General features: G+C 66.2%; 17 protein-coding genes. 7 read left to right on the top strand and 10 right to left on the bottom strand.

All coding sequences use genetic code 11. The annotated features are described in order from the left end of the window. Positions 1-28: 28 nt before the first annotated feature. From PGN27_RS12450 to PGN27_RS12480, 7 genes are all read right to left on the bottom strand, one after another. Complete coding sequence (locus tag PGN27_RS12450; protein ID WP_335326393.1) at positions 29-691, bottom strand: sensor domain-containing protein; 663 nt, start codon at positions 689-691, stop codon at positions 29-31. A 21-nt stretch (positions 692-712) separates the two neighbouring features. Beyond that, entirely contained in the window at positions 713-1,237 is a 525-nt protein-coding gene (locus PGN27_RS12455) for a hypothetical protein (RefSeq protein WP_335326394.1), read from the bottom strand. A 63-nt stretch (positions 1,238-1,300) separates the two neighbouring features. Then, the gene (locus tag PGN27_RS12460) at positions 1,301-1,714 is read right to left on the bottom strand and encodes a hypothetical protein (protein ID WP_335326395.1); all 414 of its coding nucleotides are present in this window, start codon (positions 1,712-1,714) and stop codon (positions 1,301-1,303) included. A 45-nt stretch (positions 1,715-1,759) separates the two neighbouring features. Beyond that, complete coding sequence (gene treS, locus PGN27_RS12465) at positions 1,760-3,976, bottom strand: maltose alpha-D-glucosyltransferase (protein WP_335326396.1); 2,217 nt, start codon at positions 3,974-3,976, stop codon at positions 1,760-1,762. A gap of 74 nt (positions 3,977-4,050) precedes the next feature. After that, positions 4,051-4,476: a RidA family protein gene (locus PGN27_RS12470; protein WP_335326397.1), complete on the bottom strand. Its 426-nt coding sequence runs from the start codon at positions 4,474-4,476 to the stop codon at positions 4,051-4,053. Beyond that, positions 4,473-5,966, bottom strand: a complete 1,494-nt coding sequence (locus tag PGN27_RS12475; RefSeq protein WP_335326398.1) for an APC family permease — start codon at positions 5,964-5,966, stop codon at positions 4,473-4,475. The genes PGN27_RS12470 and PGN27_RS12475 overlap by 4 nt, the downstream gene beginning before the upstream one ends. After that, complete coding sequence (locus PGN27_RS12480; RefSeq protein ID WP_335326399.1) at positions 5,963-6,889, bottom strand: phytanoyl-CoA dioxygenase family protein; 927 nt, start codon at positions 6,887-6,889, stop codon at positions 5,963-5,965. The genes PGN27_RS12475 and PGN27_RS12480 overlap by 4 nt, the downstream gene beginning before the upstream one ends. A gap of 115 nt (positions 6,890-7,004) precedes the next feature. Between PGN27_RS12480 and PGN27_RS12485 the strand changes: the two genes are divergently transcribed. After that, positions 7,005-7,613 carry a TetR/AcrR family transcriptional regulator gene (locus PGN27_RS12485; protein WP_335326400.1) on the top strand — a complete coding sequence of 203 codons (609 nt, stop codon included), beginning with the start codon at positions 7,005-7,007 and terminating at the stop codon, positions 7,611-7,613. Here the strand turns inward: PGN27_RS12485 and PGN27_RS12490 are convergent. From PGN27_RS12490 to PGN27_RS12500, 3 genes are all read right to left on the bottom strand, one after another. Next, entirely contained in the window at positions 7,593-8,594 is a 1,002-nt protein-coding gene (locus PGN27_RS12490; protein ID WP_335328720.1) for a DUF4185 domain-containing protein, read from the bottom strand. The genes PGN27_RS12485 and PGN27_RS12490 overlap by 21 nt on opposite strands. Before the next feature lie 89 nt (positions 8,595-8,683). Further along, a complete protein-coding gene (locus tag PGN27_RS12495) occupies positions 8,684-9,718 on the bottom strand; it encodes an aspartate-semialdehyde dehydrogenase (RefSeq protein WP_335326401.1) in 1,035 nt (344 codons plus the stop codon). Between the two features lie 5 nt (positions 9,719-9,723). Continuing rightward, positions 9,724-10,989, bottom strand: a complete 1,266-nt coding sequence (locus PGN27_RS12500) for an aspartate kinase (RefSeq protein WP_019510700.1) — start codon at positions 10,987-10,989, stop codon at positions 9,724-9,726. Between the two features lie 202 nt (positions 10,990-11,191). Between PGN27_RS12500 and PGN27_RS12505 the strand changes: the two genes are divergently transcribed. From PGN27_RS12505 to PGN27_RS12530, 6 genes are all read left to right on the top strand, one after another. Next, on the top strand, positions 11,192-12,445 hold the full coding sequence (locus tag PGN27_RS12505; RefSeq protein ID WP_335326402.1) for an ammonium transporter: 1,254 nt from the start codon (positions 11,192-11,194) through the stop codon (positions 12,443-12,445). A 128-nt stretch (positions 12,446-12,573) separates the two neighbouring features. Further along, positions 12,574-13,878: a type III glutamate--ammonia ligase gene (gene glnT, locus PGN27_RS12510; protein WP_335326403.1), complete on the top strand. Its 1,305-nt coding sequence runs from the start codon at positions 12,574-12,576 to the stop codon at positions 13,876-13,878. 20 nt (positions 13,879-13,898) lie between these two features. After that, the gene (locus PGN27_RS12515) at positions 13,899-14,768 is read left to right on the top strand and encodes a class II glutamine amidotransferase domain-containing protein (protein ID WP_335326404.1); all 870 of its coding nucleotides are present in this window, start codon (positions 13,899-13,901) and stop codon (positions 14,766-14,768) included. Beyond that, positions 14,756-15,451 carry a GltB/FmdC/FwdC-like GXGXG domain-containing protein gene (locus PGN27_RS12520; RefSeq protein ID WP_335326405.1) on the top strand — a complete coding sequence of 232 codons (696 nt, stop codon included), beginning with the start codon at positions 14,756-14,758 and terminating at the stop codon, positions 15,449-15,451. The genes PGN27_RS12515 and PGN27_RS12520 overlap by 13 nt, the downstream gene beginning before the upstream one ends. Continuing rightward, a complete protein-coding gene (locus tag PGN27_RS12525) occupies positions 15,451-16,746 on the top strand; it encodes an FMN-binding glutamate synthase family protein (protein ID WP_335326406.1) in 1,296 nt (431 codons plus the stop codon). The genes PGN27_RS12520 and PGN27_RS12525 overlap by 1 nt, the downstream gene beginning before the upstream one ends. Continuing rightward, positions 16,743-17,939, top strand: a complete 1,197-nt coding sequence (locus PGN27_RS12530; RefSeq protein WP_335326407.1) for an NAD(P)/FAD-dependent oxidoreductase — start codon at positions 16,743-16,745, stop codon at positions 17,937-17,939. The genes PGN27_RS12525 and PGN27_RS12530 overlap by 4 nt, the downstream gene beginning before the upstream one ends. The last annotated feature ends 12 nt before the right edge of the window (positions 17,940-17,951 follow it).

Genomic DNA, 17,951 nt, shown 5'->3' on the forward strand with positions numbered 1-17,951 from the left:
TGACATATTCCCTGGGATTTGATCGCCGCTACTGGCCCAGGGTGTTCTGCATGGCTCCGGCCAGCACGTTCACCGCCGGGCCGCCGTTTCCTGGCTGGCAGACTTTCGCCTGCAGCAGAACGTTTTCCCGTAACCGGGTCTGGGTGAAGCACCGACGGTCAATACCCTCCTCCTGTTTGACCCAAACCGCGTCGGTCGGCGTGACCGTCCCCGCGGTGAACGTCCAGACCTGTGTCACGAAATTCTCCAGGTGCATGGCCGTCGTCTGGCCCGCGCAGCCGGTCGTCCGATCCGTGACGCGCTGGTAGGCCCGTGTCGCGGCATCGTTGGTCGCGAACACCCCGACGGCCTGCTTGACCAGACGGGTGGTGTCGGTCGCCGATGTCTGGGCCAGCGCACTCTTGAACGAGGCCAGGTCCGGATCGGCGTACACATCGGGCAATCCGATATCGGCCCAGTTGTTACAGGCGGGGTTGTCGACGTAGAAGGCCTGACCGGGTGCGGTGAACTCGGCTTCCCAGGACAACGGGGCGCCGACGATATTGCTCACCGAGCCCTTCGGCAGCACGGCGTAAGCGACCACCCCGGGGTCGGACGGCCTGGCCCAGGCGGCGGGTACCGCGGTGAGGCTCGTCAGCACAGCTCCCACGGCGGCCACTCCCACGACCGCGACGGCGTACGTCTGGCGCATGGCACCGATCATGCCAGCGGATCAGAACAGCGTCTGCGTGCAGTAGGTGCGGGCCGGCCGCGGGTAGGGCCAGGCGTAGGTGCCGGCGGTCGCCGGGCATGCCGACTGGTCACGGACGTCCAGCCGCTGCGTGACCTGCACCAGCACGCCCTGCCCGCGGTCGCGGCAATCGGCCTTCTCGACCAACCCGATCGGCATCTCCATCAGATAGCACTGATTGGCCACCAGATTGGGCACCAGGCACAACCGCGCGGTCGACGGGTCGGCATAACCGCTGGGCAGATGCTGATACTCGGCGGTCGGGCACTCACCGGCGGCGTCGGTGGTGGCGCCGACGGTGTAGCTGGGATCCGCGGTGCACGACACCTCGGTGGCGCGGGCGGGGTCAGGGGCGGGCGCCTGACCCACATCGATCCGGACGCAGTCCCCTACGGCGAAGACGGTGGCGGCCGCGATATCGGGTTCGCGGCCGCCACAGCCCACCAGCGTCGCCGCTACCACGAAAACTCCGATCAGCGCGGCAAGGCGCGAAGTTCGGCGTGTCATGGTTAGCGACACTCTCACGACTGAGCCGCGAGTGCCAAGAGTTACAGATGTTTCTTAAGGTTTTCAGCGTGGCACGGTCGTCGGCCCGGGCATCGGGCCCTGGCCTTGACCCGCACCAGGAGGCGGTCCGATCTCGAAATCCGGGCCGCCCTGGAAGCGCGGACCGCCAGGGAACAACACATGCGGCGGCCCCATCGGGGGCGGGCCGCCCCGGTGGAACATCTCGATGTCGTCGCGCGGCGGCCCGTGGTGCCGGTCGCCGTCGGAGCTCTTGCCGAGGATGAAACCGGAGAAGAAGATGACCGCGACCACGAACACCGTCCCCGCAACGATGCCCACCCAGGCGGCCACCTGGATCAGCCGGTTTGGACGCGCCCGATCCGGCTGCACGGGTGGCGGCGGCTGCGCGGGCGGCGGCGGAGATGCCGGCACCGCGGTCGGCGCGGTCGGGTTCTCGGCGTGCTCACTTTCGGTCATGAAACCATGATGCCGAGACCATCCGATGCGCCGGCTGGTTGCCGCTTATGAATCCGCTGTGAGCGGTAACTCCACGAGCAGGCTCATTCCGTGGTGAGGCGGCATCTCGACCGGGAAGCTGTGCAGATCGTCGACGTTGGCGAGCGTCTTCCCGCTGAACATGTCCGTCACCACGGCCTGCGGCGGCAGGAACTCCGACCGCACCGTTCCGGCGATCTCCTCGTTGGCGAAGTTGAGCACCGTCAGCTGCAGCTGGTGCGGGTCGTCGAGCTGATGCACCATCACCAGCATCCCGCGGTGGGACACCTCCGGAATGTCGATCTGGCGACTCGTCGCGATGCCGAAGTGCGTCCGCACCCGCAGGATCGCCTGCAACTGGCGCAGGAAACTGGTCTCGTCGGCCAGCTGCTCGGGTATCGATCCGTACAGACTGGTTCCGCGCGGCATGCCCTCGCTGGAGTGGGTCGCCTCCGGGTTCACACCCATAAGATCGTGGGCGGAGCGGTGGATCCAGCGGGTGTCGCCACCGCGCAACAGCTCGCTGACCTGGTCGGCCGGCAGCGTCAACATTCCGCAGAGATCCCATCCCGACAGCGCGAAGACACCTGGCTGTAGGGCGTTGAACATCGCCAACAGCAGATGGGCCCGCCTGATCCGGTCGATATCGGCAATATCGGCCAGATCGGAGTAGCCCAGCGTCGCGGCGATCACCGTCGCGGTCGTGCAGGCGATGCCGTTGGTGGTGAACACCAGGTTGTACGGGGCGCCCGGGCCGGTGAGGGTGTGGGTCAGGTCGTCACGGATCGCCTGTCCCAGTTGCTCACCGGTGACGCCCTGACCTTTGTAGGTGTAGTGGTCATCGCGGTGGCCCGCCGACCAGTGCACCAACTCGTAGGTCAGCTCGTCGTGGTTCTGCAGCGCGTGCACCAGCGATGCCGGGTCGACGTCGGTGTCCAGTGTGGTTCGCAGCGTCAGCCGCAGGAACTCGGTATCAGCGGTCGCCAGCGCATGGTGATAGGCGGGCCGGTTGATGAAGTCGTACGACAGATCCGAACCGGCGAGGCTGTTGTCGCGGATGTCGTCGATGGTGAGATTGAGCTCCTGGAAGGTGAATCCGCCGAGCTTGCGCACCATGCTGCCGATGAACTGGTTGGCCGCCTGGGACAGCGGATGGCCCTCCGACCAGCCGACGTCATCCTCTGCCGACTTCTCCGCACCCAGAAAACCGTTGGCGTCCAATCGCAGACCGCCCGAGCCGAGGTCACTGAGCGAGTGCAGCGCATCACCGATCACCAACCGCATACCCGCAAAACTGGGATCCAGCCAGTTGATCGAGGGCTGCCCGTCCTTGAAGTAATGCAGGTACACCCAGCGTCGCTCGATACCGTCGACGCCGACGATCGGGCGGGTGACACTCCAGTTGGTTTCCTTGATGCCCTCGGCGTAGAAGATGACGCGCTGCAGTTTTCCGATGATGTAGCCGGCCTTGTCCAGCCAGTCCTCGGTGGCCGAATCGACGTTGACCGAGTCCTCCCCGGCGGGCACCGCCGGTAGCTGATCCCAGTCCTGCGGATCGATCTCGACCATGTGATAGATGCCGGGATAGTCGGCGTACTTCATCTCGGCGAGCCGGAAGTCCGCACCCTTGCCGGTGTGCCCGGGGACGATGTCGTCGATGATGGTGCCGCCGTACCAGTTGGCGGTACCGCACATCTGCCGGAACTCGTCCTCGGTGCCGAACGCCGGGTCGATCTGCGTGCTGATCCGATCGAAGTGACCGTCCACACTGGGGGTCTGCTGCCAACCCGAAATGCCACCGGCACGTTTCACCGGCCCGGTGTGCACTGCCTGAATCCCGATCTCCGCGAACGCCTTCCACATTTCCTCGTCGGCCATCGCCTTGAGGAAGGATTCATCCGGCCGGGTGATCAGCGAGAGCGGATATGCGGTGAACCACACCGACGCGGTATCGACGGCGCCGCGCGGGTTGGGCCGGGCGAACGGGTTCTGCCACATCGAGCCCTGCCCGGAGAACTGCTGGCTGATCTCATTGGCGTCCGACAGCATGGACTGCGACAGCAGCCAGGACACATAGGCGGGGTTGTCGCCGGTGGGTGATCCGTCCTGGGCCAGCGACCGGCGCACGAAGGGACTGCGGACCCGCGGCCTGGACCGCAGGGTTCGGGGGCGGGCCGGATGCAGATGCTCATCGAAGGTGATCTCGGCGGGTTCGTTCACCTGCCCCTCGTCCTGCGATGACATCTGACTCCTCCCCAGCGGTCGGCATACTTCGATCCAGTATTGCCATTCTTACCGACCGCTGAAACGTGACGCTGTCAACGCACGGCGATGGCCGTCAGTTCGAGGAGTTGCTGCGGGTGGATCAAGCCGGCGACAGTAACCCAGGTGCTCGTCGGCGGATGCTCACCGACCCACGCGCGCAACGTCGGCGCGGCGGCGGTCAGCGCATGCATATCGGTGGTGTATACGGTCCACGCGACCAGACCGGCGCGGTCGGCACCGCAGGCCGCCAGGGACCGGTCGAGCACCTCCAGGGTGTACGCGAGTTGCTCCTCGAAGCTCACCCCGACTATGTAGAGGCCATCGGCGCCACCGGTCAGTGGCGCGATACCCGAGACGTAGACGGTGTCGCGGGCCACCGCGGTCTGCACGATGCCGAGGTCGTCGAAGACCTGCCCGTCCAGATAGCCGATGTCGGGCACCTGGCGTTCGATCGGGCCGATGGTCAAATCCGTTGTCACAGTGTCGCTTCCTTCTTGTCGTCGATGACCGCCGCGAGTTCGTCGTCCAGCGACGGTCCGGCGAGGATCCGGTCGGCGTCCAGCCGCTCGGGATGGCGTACCGCGATGACGGCCAGCGCGACGATGCCGACCAACCACCACAGCGCCACGAAGTAGCCCGCCATGTCCAGCGGATGTGTCAGTGGTGCAACGAAACTGAACACGGTGATACCGGCCCCCGCGCAGAACACCGGGAACAAGAAGGCCAGGCCCACCAGCGGTACCACCAGATGGGTGAACACCCGGAACTCTGCACGTCGGTAGCGCAGGTAGTACACCGGACACGCTACGCACACCGCCATGTAGATCGGCAGCACGCCCACCGTCAGCACCGTGCCGGTCACCATGAATCCGGTCACCGGACCGTATGTCAACCCGACAGTCAGTGTCACCGCGGTAGCCGCGGCGAAGATGACGGCGATCGCCACCACCGGTGAGCGGAACCGGAAATGGGTGCGGGTGAACGCCTTCGGTAGGGTTCCCGCCCGACCCAGCGCCCAGGCCACCCGTGTAGCGGCCATGCCGGCGCCGTTGGCCGACGCCAGGCCCGAGCTGAGCAGCGTGATCAGCAGCACCACCCAGCCGACACCCCAGAAGGTCCGGGTGATCTCCATCCAGGGGTCGCCGTCGCCGTATGCCAGGAAGCCGGCGTATTGATCAGGGCCGAAGTAGACCGCCGATGCATAGGTGGTGGTCACGAAGAATGCCCCGACAAGGAGCACCGATCCGATGACGGCCCACTTGATCGTGCGCTTGGGGTCCTTGGCCTCCTCGGCCAACGGAGCAGCTGCATCGAAGCCGATGAACGCCAGGAATGCGTAGACCGCCCCGGCGAGGATGCCGCTCATGCCGGTAAATCCTTCGACGGTCGAGTGATCGGTCCAGAACACCGACAGCGTGTTGCGGTCACCCGCGGCGACGATCATCCACGCCGAGATGACGAGCAGCACAACGATTTCCAGAGCGCCGAGCAGCATCCCGGCGCGGGTACCGAACTGCGCGCCCAGGTAGTTCATGACCAGCGCCAGTCCGATACAGCCCAGCGCACCGATGATCCACCACGCCGTGTAGCCCAACCCGAGTGCACCGTCGACCGCACCGCCCACCATGTTGCCGACCAACAGGGCCAGGTAGGGCAGCGCGGCGGCGTAGACGAGCATGGTGCCCCAGCCGGACAGGAAGCCGGCGCCGCCGTGGAAGGCGGCCGCCAGATAGGACGACATACCGGCGGCCGAGGTCACCCGCTTGGCCAGCTGGCCGATCGCCACCGCGACGCAGACACAGCCCAGCATGGCGAACACCACCGAGGCCGGCAGCGCGCCGCCGGCGAACGACGCGCCACTGATGACGGCGAAGGCCGCGCCGACACCCGGGGCCATGGTCGCGATCGAGACGAAGGTCGCCTCCGGCAACGTCACGCTGTTGCGGGCCAATCCTTCCGAGTCGGTCACGACGTGACCCCGGCGGCATCGGAGATCATGTTCATCAGGGTGTTGGCCGAGCCCTCGCGGCCGGCGGCATCGGTCATCGCGTCGATCGACAACGAGCCCGTGGCATCCGCGCGGATGACCGACAGCGGATCCTTCACATCCCCCACGTATCCGATGGCAAAACAACCGAGTTGGTAGCCCATCAACTTGAGCAGGTCGTCGTCCAGGGTGCGCGCGACCTCGATGGGGGTCGACAGGTACTGATTCTCCTCCTGGCGCACCCAGCCGACCGCGTAGGTGATGTTCAGCGCCTGGCGCACCTTGTCCTCGGTCGTATTAGCACCGCCGCCGTGGTAGATCTTGCCGTTGTAGAGCAGAACTGAGCCCTTCTCCATCTCGGCGGGCAACGATTCCTCCTGGCTGAACTTCTCGTCGGTGCCGAGCAGATGGCTCCCGGGGACGACACGGGTGGCCCCCATCTCCGCGGTGTAGTCGCTCATCGCCCACAATGTGTTGCACTGCACCTGGTATTCGGCCGGGAATTCGAAGAAGTCCCAAGCCAATTCGTCACGGTGGATGGCCTGCGCCGGTGATCCCGGGCCGATCGAGATGACCTGGGTCAGATGCAGCTGGAAGGCCGAGGCATGGCTCAGGTACTCGGCGGCCACCTCGAGGATGGTGGGATGGGCGATCAGCCGGCGTGAAGTCTCCGACCGTGCGATCAGCGATCCCGTTCTCCTGGTGCGCAGCCCGAGGAAATTGTCCGCCCCGTACTCGGTGCCCTCTACGTACGGACTGAGTTCCTCGTTGATCCGGTCCATGGTCTCGGCACTGACGAGGTTGTCGATGATGACGTAGCCGTCGCGCCGCATACACGCGGTGATCTCCGCGGGTGTCGCGGTCGGCGGAAGGTGGTTCAACGCCTTGTTGTTCAACTCGGTCACAGCGGGCACTCCAATGCAGTAGACGAATTTAAATACGACTAGAGTCTGAACTTGAGTCTGTTTCATCGAAGGGACCGCGCGTAACTTCCCGGTAAATCCGACTAGAGTCTGATTCATGGCAGAGACCATGCGAAGGCTGCCCGCGCAGCGCCGCAGCCGGGAAACCGTGCAACGCATCCTCGACGCCGCTGAACAACTGCTGGTCACCGTCGGGTACGAGCGCGCCGTCGCAAGCCCGACGGCGCTGGTCGAGGCGGCCGGCGTCAGCAAGGGCGCGTTCTACGCGTATTTCACCAGCCCCGAGAAGGCCATGGAGACGGTGGCCCTGGGGTATATGGAGAAGTCGACCGAGATGGCCGATGAGTTCGCCGCCGAGCCCTACGACCGTTGGGAACAGGTCGCCGAACGCGCCATCGACGCCTACAGCAGCTACTACCGGGCACCTGCTGTGCGCGAACTCTGGCTCAACGGGCACCTGTCGCCGGTTGCCGTCGCCGCCGACGAGCAGGCCAACCTATATATCGCGACGCGATTGCGGGAGGCAATCATCCGTGTGGCGCCGGGCCACGCCCCCGGATTGGAGCTCTACCACTGCTCGGTGGCCATCGAGATCCTGGACTATCTGCTGCGATTCGCCTTTCGCAAGGAGCCCGACGGGGACCCGCTGTTGATCAAGGAATCCGCCGTGGCCATGGTGGCCTACCTACGAACCGCCGTAGCGTGACTTCGGCTTGACCGGGTTCACCGCGTACTGAATGACGCGGTACGGCGTGCCGCCGCGAGGCGTGGTGTTCCATTGACTGACGAACACCCGCAACTCGTCAAGGGTGGACGCGGGCGAGATGTACCCACCGTAGGGCTGGGCCAACCGGTTGTCGTCGGGTGCGGGTAGCTGCTCGGGGCGCTCGGGCCAGGGCGCGGCCACGACGACCGTGGTCACCGGCGCCGAACCCAGCTGGGTCGGGTCGTCGGCCACCCGCACCTCCATGTTGCCGGTATCGGCATTGAAGTACGACAGCACCGTCTTGCCGTCGATCTGCCGGATGCTGAGCTCGCCCACCCGGTCCGTCCACAGCGGTGTCGGGTCATGACCCCAGCCGAGCGCCGCCGACCACCCCTGCCACCCGGAACGGTCCGGAAAGTGTTGCGGTGCAACGCGGTAGAGGGTGACAGGGGCGGTCCTGTCGAAGCTGTCCGCGACGATGTAGACCCAACCGCGTTCGGATTCCGCGGTGGGCACCGGATCGTAGTAGCCACTGATCTGGGACTGCCCCGCACCGGCATGGTCGGCGGGCCGTTCCGACTCCGCGATCGTGGGCCAGTTCCCCTCGGCGGCATCGGCTTTCACCAGCCGCGACGATGACGGGCGTAATGCCGTGGCCGTCGTCACCAGCAGGTAGTTCTCCCGGTTGATCGACACCACGCCCGCCGGTAGCTGTGAGGCGCCCGGAGGGGTCGGATCGGCCAGCAGCGGCGTGTCGACACCGGACACACCGGTGACGCGCAGGCCGGTGGTGATCGAGTCCGGGTCGACGTGCAGCGCCACCGGTGAATACCACCCGCCGAAGCCGACGCCCTGGCCGGCGAAACTGTCACCACAGACCTGCAGCAGTCGACTAGGGAACTCCATGAACTCGCACAGGTCGGTGGCGCCGATACCGTAATCACCTGTCGCCGTGCCGGTTCCGGCGACCGGCCCGAGCATCACCACCTGACCGGGCGCCAGCTTCAGGTCGGCGTGGGCAGGTGATGCGAGCACCACGGCGGCCACAAGGGTCGCCGCCGCGCCGCGGATCACAACTGGGCGGCCAGCAACTCGGCGATCTGAATGGTGTTCAACGCGGCGCCCTTGCGCAGATTGTCACCGGAGACGAACAGCGCCAGTCCGCGGCCGTCGGGTACGCCGGGGTCCTGGCGGATCCGGCCGACCAGCGAATCGTCGGCGCCGGCCGCGGCCAACGGCGTCGGCACGTCCACCAGCGAGACACCCGGCGCCGACGCCAGCAGTTCGCGGGCCCGCTGCACCGAGAGCGCCTCGGCGAACTCGGCATTGATCGACAGCGAGTGACCGGTGAACACCGGAACCCGCACGCAGGTGCCGCTGACGGCGAGCTCGGGAATCCCGAGGATCTTGCGGCTCTCGTTGCGCAGCTTCTGGTCCTCGTCGGTCTCACCGGAACCGTCATCGACGAGCGATCCGGCCAGTGGAACCACGTTGAAGGCAATGGGCGCAACGTATTTGACCGGCGCCGGGTAATCAAGCGCCGAGCCGTCGTGCACCAGCTGCTCGACGCCGTCGATGACGGCACGGGCCTGGGTTGCCAGTTCCTCGACACCGGCCAGACCGGTACCGGAGACCGCCTGATAGCTCGACACGATCAGCCGGGTCAGACCGGCCTCGTCGTGCAGCGGCTTGAGGACCGGCATCGCGGCCATCGTGGTGCAGTTGGGGTTGGCGATGATGCCCTTGGGGCGCACACCGGCGTCGCGATCGAAGTTGACCTCCGAGACGACGAGCGGAACCTCGGGGTCCTTGCGCCACGCCGAGGAGTTGTCGACGACGACCGCCCCGGCCGCGGCGAACCGGGGGGCCTGCACACGCGACATGGTCGCGCCCGCGGAGAACAGCGCGATGTCCAGTCCCGACGGGTCCGCGGTCTCGGCGTTCTCGACCTCGATCTCCTGGCCGCGGAAGGTCAGTTTCTTGCCTTCAGAGCGCGGCGAGGCGAAAAACCGCACCGAGCTCGCCGGGAAGTCACGGTCCTCAAGGAGCTTGCGCATCACCTGGCCGACCTGACCGGTGGCGCCGACCACACCGATGTTCACCATGGTTACTAGATCCCCGATCCTGCGTACACGATCGCTTCTTCGTCGCCGCCCAGCCCGAAGGCCTCGTGCAGCACGGCCACGGCCTTGTCCAGGTCGGTGTCGCGGACCAGCACCGAGATGCGGATCTCCGAGGTGGAGATCAGCTCGATGTTGATACCGGCCTCGGCCAGGGTCTCGCAGAACGTGGCGGTGACGCCCGGGTGGGTGCGCATCCCCGCACCGACGAGGGACACCTTGCCGATGTGATCGTCGTAGAGCACCTGGGTGAAGCCGATCTCGCTCTGCAGCGAGGCCAGCTTCTGCACCGCCGACGGGCCGTTCTCGCGGGAGCAGGTGAAGGTGATGTCGGTCTTGCCGTCCTCGATCTTGCTGATGTTCTGCAGCACCATATCGATGTTGACGTCGGCGTCGGCGACCGCGCGGAACACCTTGGCGGCATATCCGGGCACATCGGGCAGGCCGACGACGGTGACCTTGGCCTCGCTGCGGTCGTGGGCGACTCCGGTCAGGATGGCGTCTTCCATGGGGATGTCCTCGATCGATCCGTTGACGATGGTTCCGGGCTTATCCGAGTACGACGAGCGGACGTGTATCGGAACGTTGTAGCGGCGCGCGTATTCCACGCAGCGCAACATCAGCACCTTGGCGCCGCAGGCAGCCATCTCGAGCATCTCCTCGAAGGAGACGTGGTCCAGGTGGCGCGCGTTGGGCACGATGCGCGGGTCGGCGGTGAAGATGCCGTCGACGTCGGTGTAGATCTCGCAGACGTCGGCGTTCAGCGCGGCGGCCAGCGCGACGGCGGTGGTATCCGAGCCGCCGCGACCCATGGTGGTGACGTCCTTGCTGTCCTGGCTGACGCCCTGGAAGCCGGCGACCAGCACGATGACGCCGTCGTCCAGCGCATCGCGCAGCCGGCCCGGGGTGACGTCGATGATCTTGGCGTTGCCGTGGGTGCCAGTGGTGACGATGCCGGCCTGCGAACCGGTGAAGGATCGGGCCTGGGCGCCCATCGATTCGATGGCCATGGCGACCAGCGCGTTGGAGATCCGCTCACCGGCGGTGAGCAGCATGTCCATTTCGCGTGCCGGCGGGGCCGGGGAGACCTGGCGGGCCAGGTCCAGCAGGTCGTCGGTGGTGTCCCCCATCGCCGAACAGACGACCACGACGTCGTTGCCGGCCTTCTTGGTCTCCACGATGCGCTCGGCGACGCGCCGGATCCGGTCGGCATCTGCAACCGATGATCCGCCGTATTTCTGCACGACGAGCGCCACTGTGTACCTCTCGACCAGCCGGGGATGTCCTGACAAGGATAAGGGGTCGGCGCACCCCTTTTTCACCTCCACCGTCCTGCGCGCAGCACCGGGGCCCAGAACCGTTTACCGGCGTGCAACGCGGCGATGCCGTTGACGTAACAGAAACGGAGGTTACTGCCAGTGGTCGGCCCGCTCGGGCCGCGCATTCCAGGAGATGTAGATGGATACAGGAACCACGGCCTTCATACTGTGTTGCATCATCGGCCTGACGCTGATGATCCCCGGCCTTGCGTTGTTCTACGGCGGCATGGTCTCGGTCAAGAGCTCGACCAACATGATGATGATGACGTTCGGCGCCGTTGCGATCGTCGGCCTGCTCTGGGTGTTGTTCGGATTCTCGATGGTGTTCGGCACGTCCATCGGGGGTTTCGTCGGCAACATCACCGAGTTCGCCGGGATGACGAACCTGCTGGAGCCCATGACCACGCTGTCCGGGCTGCCGATCAGTCTGTTCGCGCTGTTCCAGGCGCTCTTCGCGGCCATCACGGTCGCACTCATCTCCGGCGCGGTGGCCGACCGGATGAAGTTCGGCGCGTGGATGATCTTCGCGGCGGTCTGGGCGGTGCTGGTCTACTTCCCGGTCGCGCACTGGGTCTTCGCATTCGACGGCGTCGTCACCGAGAACTCGGTGGGTGGCTGGATCGCCAACACCCTCGGCGCGGTCGACTTCGCCGGCGGCACCGCGGTGCACATCAACGCGGGCGCCGCGGCCCTGGCGCTGGCCATCGTGCTCGGCAAGTCCGCCATGTTCGGCCGGTTGCGCAAGCCGCACAACGTCCCGCTGACCCTGTTGGGCGCCGGGATGCTGTGGGCCGGGTGGTATGCCTTCAACGGCGGTTCGGCACTGGCGGCGGGTAACTCGGCCGCGATCGTCATGGTCACGACATTCGTGGCGACCTGTGCGGCCGTGCTGGCCTGGTTGGCGGTCGAGAAGATCAAGACCGGACACGTCACCGGCGTCGGCGCGGCGTCGGGCGCCATCACGGGCCTGGTCGCCATCACCCCGGCGTGCGGTGCGGTCACGCCCATCGGCGCCATCTTCGTCGGCGGTATCGCCGGAGCCATCTGCGTCTACGCGGTCGGACTGAAGGAGAAGTTCGGCTACGACGATTCCCTGGACGTGGTGGGCGTGCACCTGGTCGGCGGCGTCATCGGCACACTGCTGATCGGCCTGTTCGCCAGCGAGGGGATGCCGAACGGCGTCAACGGGTTGTTCTACGGCGGCGGTATCGACCTGCTCTGGAAGCAGGCCGTGGCGGCGGGCGCGGTGATGGCCTACTCCTTCGGCATCGCCTTCGTCATCGCCTTCGCCATCAAGAAGACCATGGGCATCCGCATCTCCCCCGACGAGGAGGAGAAGGGTATCGACGCCACGTTCCACCGCGATTCGGCCTACGAGTTCGAATTGGCCTGAGGTTCCCGATGATTCCCCGGCGACCTCGGGTCGTCGGGGTTTCCTCGGCTTGCACGTGTTTCATACAGTGATACTCTGTTTCTTACAAAGAGACGAGTCATAACAAGATGACGAAAGTTCTGGTAACCATGACCACCGATCTCGCCACCCTCGCCGAAGAACACGGCACCCGATTCATCCTCGCGTTGTTCGTCGACCTACGCGGAAAGCCTTGCGCCAAACTGGTTCCCGTCGAAGCCGTCGACCAGCTGGCAACCGAGGGCGTCGGCTTCGCGGGCTACGCCGTCGGCGCCATGGGGCAGGAACCCAAGGATCCCGACCTGATCGCCATCCCAGACCCGTCGTCGTTCACGCCGATCCCCTTCATCAAAGAAGGACTGGCCCTGGTGCACTGTGATCCCCATGTCAACGGCGCACCGTGGCCGTACGCGCCGCGGGTGATCCTGAAAAACCTGGTGGCCCAGGCCGCCGACGCCGGCTTCGAGCCCTGGGTGGGCGCCGAGGTCGAGTACTTCCTGCTGCGCCGCACCCCCGATGGCGGTCTTGTCACCGCCGATGCCGATGACACGGCCGCCCAACCCTGTTACGACGCACGCGGTGTCACCCGGATGTATGAGCACCTGACCGATATCTCCACGGCGATGAACACTCTGGGGTGGTCCAACTACGCCAACGACCACGAGGACGGTAACGGGCAGTTCGAGCAGAACTTCGCCTTCGCCGAGGCAATGGTGACCGCCGACCGCGTCGTCACGCTGCGATACCTGCTGTCGATGATCGCCGCCGGACGCGACATGATCGCCACCTTCATGCCCAAGCCCTTCGGTGACCGCACGGGATCGGGACTGCACTTCCACCTGTCGCTCACCAGTGGCGGCACACCGGTGTTCCCGTGCGACACCGACGACAAGGGCTTGGGCCTGTCCGCGACGGCCTACGGGTTCATCGCGGGCATTCTGGACCACGCCTGCGCTTTGCAGTCGGTCATCGCTCCGACGGTCAACTCCTACAAGCGAACCGGAGCCACCAGCACCACCTCGGGAGCCTCCTGGGCACCCCGTAAACCCAGTTACGGCGGCAATGACCGCACCCACTACATCCGGGTACCGGACAACCAACGCATCGAACTGCGCGGCGGCGACGGTTCGGCCAACCCGTATCTGGCGATCGCCGCCGCGCTCGGTGCCGGACTCGACGGCATCAAGCGCAGCCTCGATCCGGGCACCGTGGGCGCACAGGGGCCGGCGAACCTGCCGCCGACGCTGCTGCACGCCATCGACGAACTCGACGCCGACCCGGTGGTCGCCGGGGTGCTCGACGCCGCCGGCGCGGGCGTGTCCGGCTACTTCGCGAACATCAAGCGCGAGGAGTTCTTCACCTACCACGGCACCGTCACGCCGTGGGAGATCGACTCCTATCTGACGGCATTCTGAGAAGACAAGGAACACAACGTATGTGCGGGATAGTCGGGTTACACCTGCGCACCCCGGAGCTCTACCCACGGTTGGGGGAACTGCTCGCGGAGATGCTGGGCGAAATGGCCGATCGGGGAGCCGATTCAGCCGGAGTGGCGGTCTACGGCAACCCTGCGTGGTCGCCACCGGGGCGCGGATGTGTGTCGGTGACCGACCTCGACGAGGCACCCGACCTCGGGCCCGATGTCGAGGTCGTCCAGGTCGATTCGACCTACCTGCTCTCGGCGGACACGCCGTCGGAGGATCTGCTGGACCGGGTGCGCGCGGCGTACCCGACGGCGCTGATCGCGGGCTTCGGCGCGGATCTGGCGGTGCTCAAGGGCGTCGGCCATCCACGCGAGCTCACCGAGGCCTGGGGACTGTCCGCGGCGCAGGGATGGCAGGGAGTCGGGCATACCCGGATGGCAACGGAATCGGCGGTGACCCCCTCGGGTTGCCACCCGTACACCGTCGGACCACAACAATGCCTGGTGCACAACGGATCATTTGCCAATCACGCCACGATCCGACGTGATCTCCGGCGTGCAGGGGTGATCTTCGACAGCGAGAACGACACCGAGGTAGGCGCCCGTTTCGTCGCACAGCAGCTGGCGGCCGGCCGGGATGTCGAGACCGCGCTGAAGGAACTGTGCGCCACTTTCGACGGCTTCTACACGCTGCTGGTGTCCAACCACGATTCGTTCGCCGTGGTACGTGACGCCATCGCGTGTAAGCCGGCGGTGATCGCCGAAACACCCGACTGGGTCGCGATGGCCAGCGAGTACCGAGCGCTGTCCGGGCTGCCCGGTGTCGAGGCAGCCAAGATCTGGGAACCGGAGCCGGAGGTGGTCTACGCATGGACGAGATGACAACCGAGTCAGCGCACTATGACCTGCGCACGACACCATTGCGTGAGGTCAACAAGGCACTGCACGACGCAGCCGCAGGCAGCGTTTACGTCATCGACAATCCCGACGGCGCGCACAATGTGGCCGTCGGGCTGGACGCCCCGGTGCAGGTGACCGTCAACGGACACGTCGGCTACTACGCGGCCGGGATGAACCAGCACGCCGAGATCCTCATCAACGGAAACGCCGGCACCGGTGTGGCCGAGAACATGATGAGCGGCCGTGTCCGGGTGACCGGCAACGCCTCGCAGTCGGCCGGAGCCACCGCGCACGGCGGTCTGCTCGTCATCGAGGGTGATGCCGCCGCCCGCTGCGGCATCTCGATGAAGGGTGTCGATATCGTGGTGGGCGGCAGCATCGGCCACATGAGCGCGTTCATGGCCCAGGCCGGCAGGCTTGTGGTGCGCGGCGATGCCGGTGAGGCACTGGGCGACTCGATCTACGAGGCGCACATCTATGTCCGCGGCGCGGTCGCTTCGCTCGGAGCGGACTGCATCAAGAAGGACATGCGCGCCGAGCACCATACCGAGTTGGCCGAACTGCTTTCCGCGGCTGGCTATTCCGATGACACGTCCGAATACAGCCGATACGGCTCGGCCCGAAATCTGTATCACTTCCACGTCGACAATGCGAGTGCCTACTGATGCGTGAATCCGCCACTTTCGATCGCAACATCATCGCCGATATCCAGCGTGCCGCCGAGACCGGCATCTACGATATCCGCGGCTGGGGCGCCAAGCGTCCCCTGCCGCATTTCGACGACCTGCTCTTCCTGGGCGCGTCGATGTCGCGTTACCCGCTGGAGGGGTACCGCGAACGCTGCGGCACCGACGTGGTGCTCGGTTCGCGCCACGCCAAACACCCTCTGCACCTGGATATCCCGGTCACCATCGCCGGAATGAGCTTCGGCGCACTGTCCGGACCGGCCAAGGAGGCCCTCGGCCGCGGGGCCAGCGAGGCAGGCACCTCGACGACCACCGGTGACGGCGGGATGACACCCGAGGAACGCGGTCAGAGCAAGAACCTGGTCTACCAGTACCTGCCGTCGCGGTACGGGATGAATCCCGACGACCTGCGCAAGGCCGATGCCATCGAGATCGTGCTCGGACAGGGCGCCAAGCCCGGCGGTGGCGGAATGCTGCTGGGACAGAAGATCTCCGAGCGCGTCGCGGGTATGCGGACCCTCCCCGAAGGGATCGATCAGCGCAGTGCGTGCCGGCATCCCGACTGGACCGGTCCCGACGATCTGACCATCAAGATCAACGAGTTGCGGGAGATCACCGACTGGGAAAAGCCCATTTATGTCAAGGTCGGTGCCACCCGCACCTATTACGACGTGAAGCTGGCCGTGCACGCCGGAGCCGATGTGGTCGTGGTCGACGGCATGCAGGGCGGTACCGCCGCGACCCAGGACGTGTTCATCGAGCACGTCGGTATTCCGACGCTGGCCGCTGTCCCCCAGGCAGTGCAGGCGCTCCAGGAACTCGACGTGCACCGGCACGGTGTGCAGTTGATCGTCTCCGGCGGCATCCGCACCGGTGCGGACGTCGCCAAGGCACTGGCGCTGGGTGCAGATGCCGTCGCCATCGGTACCGCCGCACTGATCGCACTGGGCGACAACCACCCCCGCTACGAGGAGGAGTACCGCAAGCTCGGTAGTGCGGCCGGTTTCTACGACGACTTCCAGGACGGACGTGATCCCGCTGGGATCACCACCCAGGATCCCGAGCTGGCCGCCCGATTCGACCCGATCGAGGGTGGCCGTCGGCTGGCCAACTACCTGCGGGTGCTCACCATGGAGGCGCAGACCATCGCCCGGGCGTGCGGCAAGGCCCACGTCACGCATCTGGAACCCGAGGACCTGGTGGCCATCACCATCGAGGCCGCCGCCATGGCCCGGGTTCCGCTGGCCGGAACGAACTGGATACCGGGCCAATGAGTGACACCGCAGACGTCGTCATCGTCGGCGGCGGGTTGGAGGGCGCCGCGACGGCATGGGCGTTGAGCCAGCGTGGGGTCACCAATGTCTTTGTCGCCGAGCGCAACACCGTCGGTTCGGGAATGACCGGCAAGTCCAGCGGGATCGTGCGCTGTCACTATGGGGTCAGTTCACTGGCGGCGATGGCGACCTCCAGTCTCGACGTCTTCGAGAAGCCCGAACAGTTCCTCGGTGAACATGCGACCGACATCGGCTTCCGGCAGACCGGGTACGTCGTCGGGGTCGGTGAACCCAATGTCCAGGCGCTGCGCAGCAGCCTGGCCGCCCAGCGCGCGGTCGGTGTACAGACCGAGGAGATCGGAGCCGACGAGATGGCCGCGATGTGGCCGTCGGCAAACCTCGAACCGTTCGCCGCATTCGGCTGGGAAGCCCGCGGCGGATACGGTGATGCCTACCAGACCGCGCAGGCTTTCGCCGTGTCCGCTCGCGCTGCCGGCGTGCGAATCAAACAGGGCGCCAACGTGACCGAGCTGCTGGTCGACGGTGATCGGGTCACCGGAATCCGATTGGCCGATGGGACGCAGGTGTCCGCGGGCACCGTCGTGGTCGCCACCGGAGCATGGACGCGGCCGTTCCTGGCCGGCGTCGGTGTGGATGTGCCGATCCGCGTGGTGCGGGAGCAGATCGTCACGATCTCCCCCGGACTGGACCTGGGTCCGGTGCCGGTGTTCTCGGATCTGGTCTCGTTGCAGTATGTGCGGCCCGAGCTCGGCGGGGAGATCCTGTTCGGCAACAGCGATCTCGCACACTGCGAGGATGCCGATCCCGACGACTACCTGAACCGGGCCACGGACAGTTTCGTCGAGATGACCGTGCAGAAGGTCGGTGACCGTTTCCCCGGCCTTGTCGACGCCTCGATCTCCGGGAGCTACGCCGGCTGCTATGACGTCACACCGGACTGGAACCCGGTGATCTCGGCCGGCGGGCTGGACGGCCTGATCATCGCGGCCGGGTTCAGCGGGCACGGGTTCAAGATTGCCCCCGCGGTGGGGCGGCTGGCGGCAGACCTGGTGACCGAGGGTGCCAGCTCCGACCCCCGCATTCCGGAGACCGACTTTGCACTGTCCCGGTTCGCCGATGGCACACTGCTCAAGAGCCCGTATCCGTACGTCGGAGCCGGGGAGATGCGCTAGAGCACAGGGGGC

The organism is Mycolicibacterium neoaurum (assembly GCF_036946495.1).
In the GTDB taxonomy this organism is placed as follows: domain Bacteria; phylum Actinomycetota; class Actinomycetes; order Mycobacteriales; family Mycobacteriaceae; genus Mycobacterium; species Mycobacterium neoaurum_B.

Excerpts from the sequence above, each read along its gene's own strand:
- PGN27_RS12490 (WP_335328720.1), bottom strand. The coding sequence starts at position 8,594 with ATGCTCGGGCCGGTCGCCGGAACCGGCACGGCGACAGGTGATTACGGT.
- PGN27_RS12505 (WP_335326402.1), top strand. The coding sequence starts at position 11,192 with ATGGATACAGGAACCACGGCCTTCATACTGTGTTGCATCATCGGCCTG.
- PGN27_RS12460 (WP_335326395.1), bottom strand. The coding sequence starts at position 1,714 with ATGACCGAAAGTGAGCACGCCGAGAACCCGACCGCGCCGACCGCGGTG.
- glnT (WP_335326403.1), top strand. The coding sequence starts at position 12,574 with ATGACCACCGATCTCGCCACCCTCGCCGAAGAACACGGCACCCGATTC.
- treS (WP_335326396.1), bottom strand. The coding sequence starts at position 3,976 with ATGTCATCGCAGGACGAGGGGCAGGTGAACGAACCCGCCGAGATCACC.
- PGN27_RS12485 (WP_335326400.1), top strand. The coding sequence starts at position 7,005 with ATGGCAGAGACCATGCGAAGGCTGCCCGCGCAGCGCCGCAGCCGGGAA.
- PGN27_RS12530 (WP_335326407.1), top strand. The coding sequence starts at position 16,743 with ATGAGTGACACCGCAGACGTCGTCATCGTCGGCGGCGGGTTGGAGGGC.
- PGN27_RS12455 (WP_335326394.1), bottom strand. The coding sequence starts at position 1,237 with ATGACACGCCGAACTTCGCGCCTTGCCGCGCTGATCGGAGTTTTCGTG.
- PGN27_RS12450 (WP_335326393.1), bottom strand. The coding sequence starts at position 691 with ATGCGCCAGACGTACGCCGTCGCGGTCGTGGGAGTGGCCGCCGTGGGA.
- PGN27_RS12515 (WP_335326404.1), top strand. The coding sequence starts at position 13,899 with ATGTGCGGGATAGTCGGGTTACACCTGCGCACCCCGGAGCTCTACCCA.
- PGN27_RS12495 (WP_335326401.1), bottom strand. The coding sequence starts at position 9,718 with ATGGTGAACATCGGTGTGGTCGGCGCCACCGGTCAGGTCGGCCAGGTG.
- PGN27_RS12525 (WP_335326406.1), top strand. The coding sequence starts at position 15,451 with ATGCGTGAATCCGCCACTTTCGATCGCAACATCATCGCCGATATCCAG.
- PGN27_RS12520 (WP_335326405.1), top strand. The coding sequence starts at position 14,756 with ATGGACGAGATGACAACCGAGTCAGCGCACTATGACCTGCGCACGACA.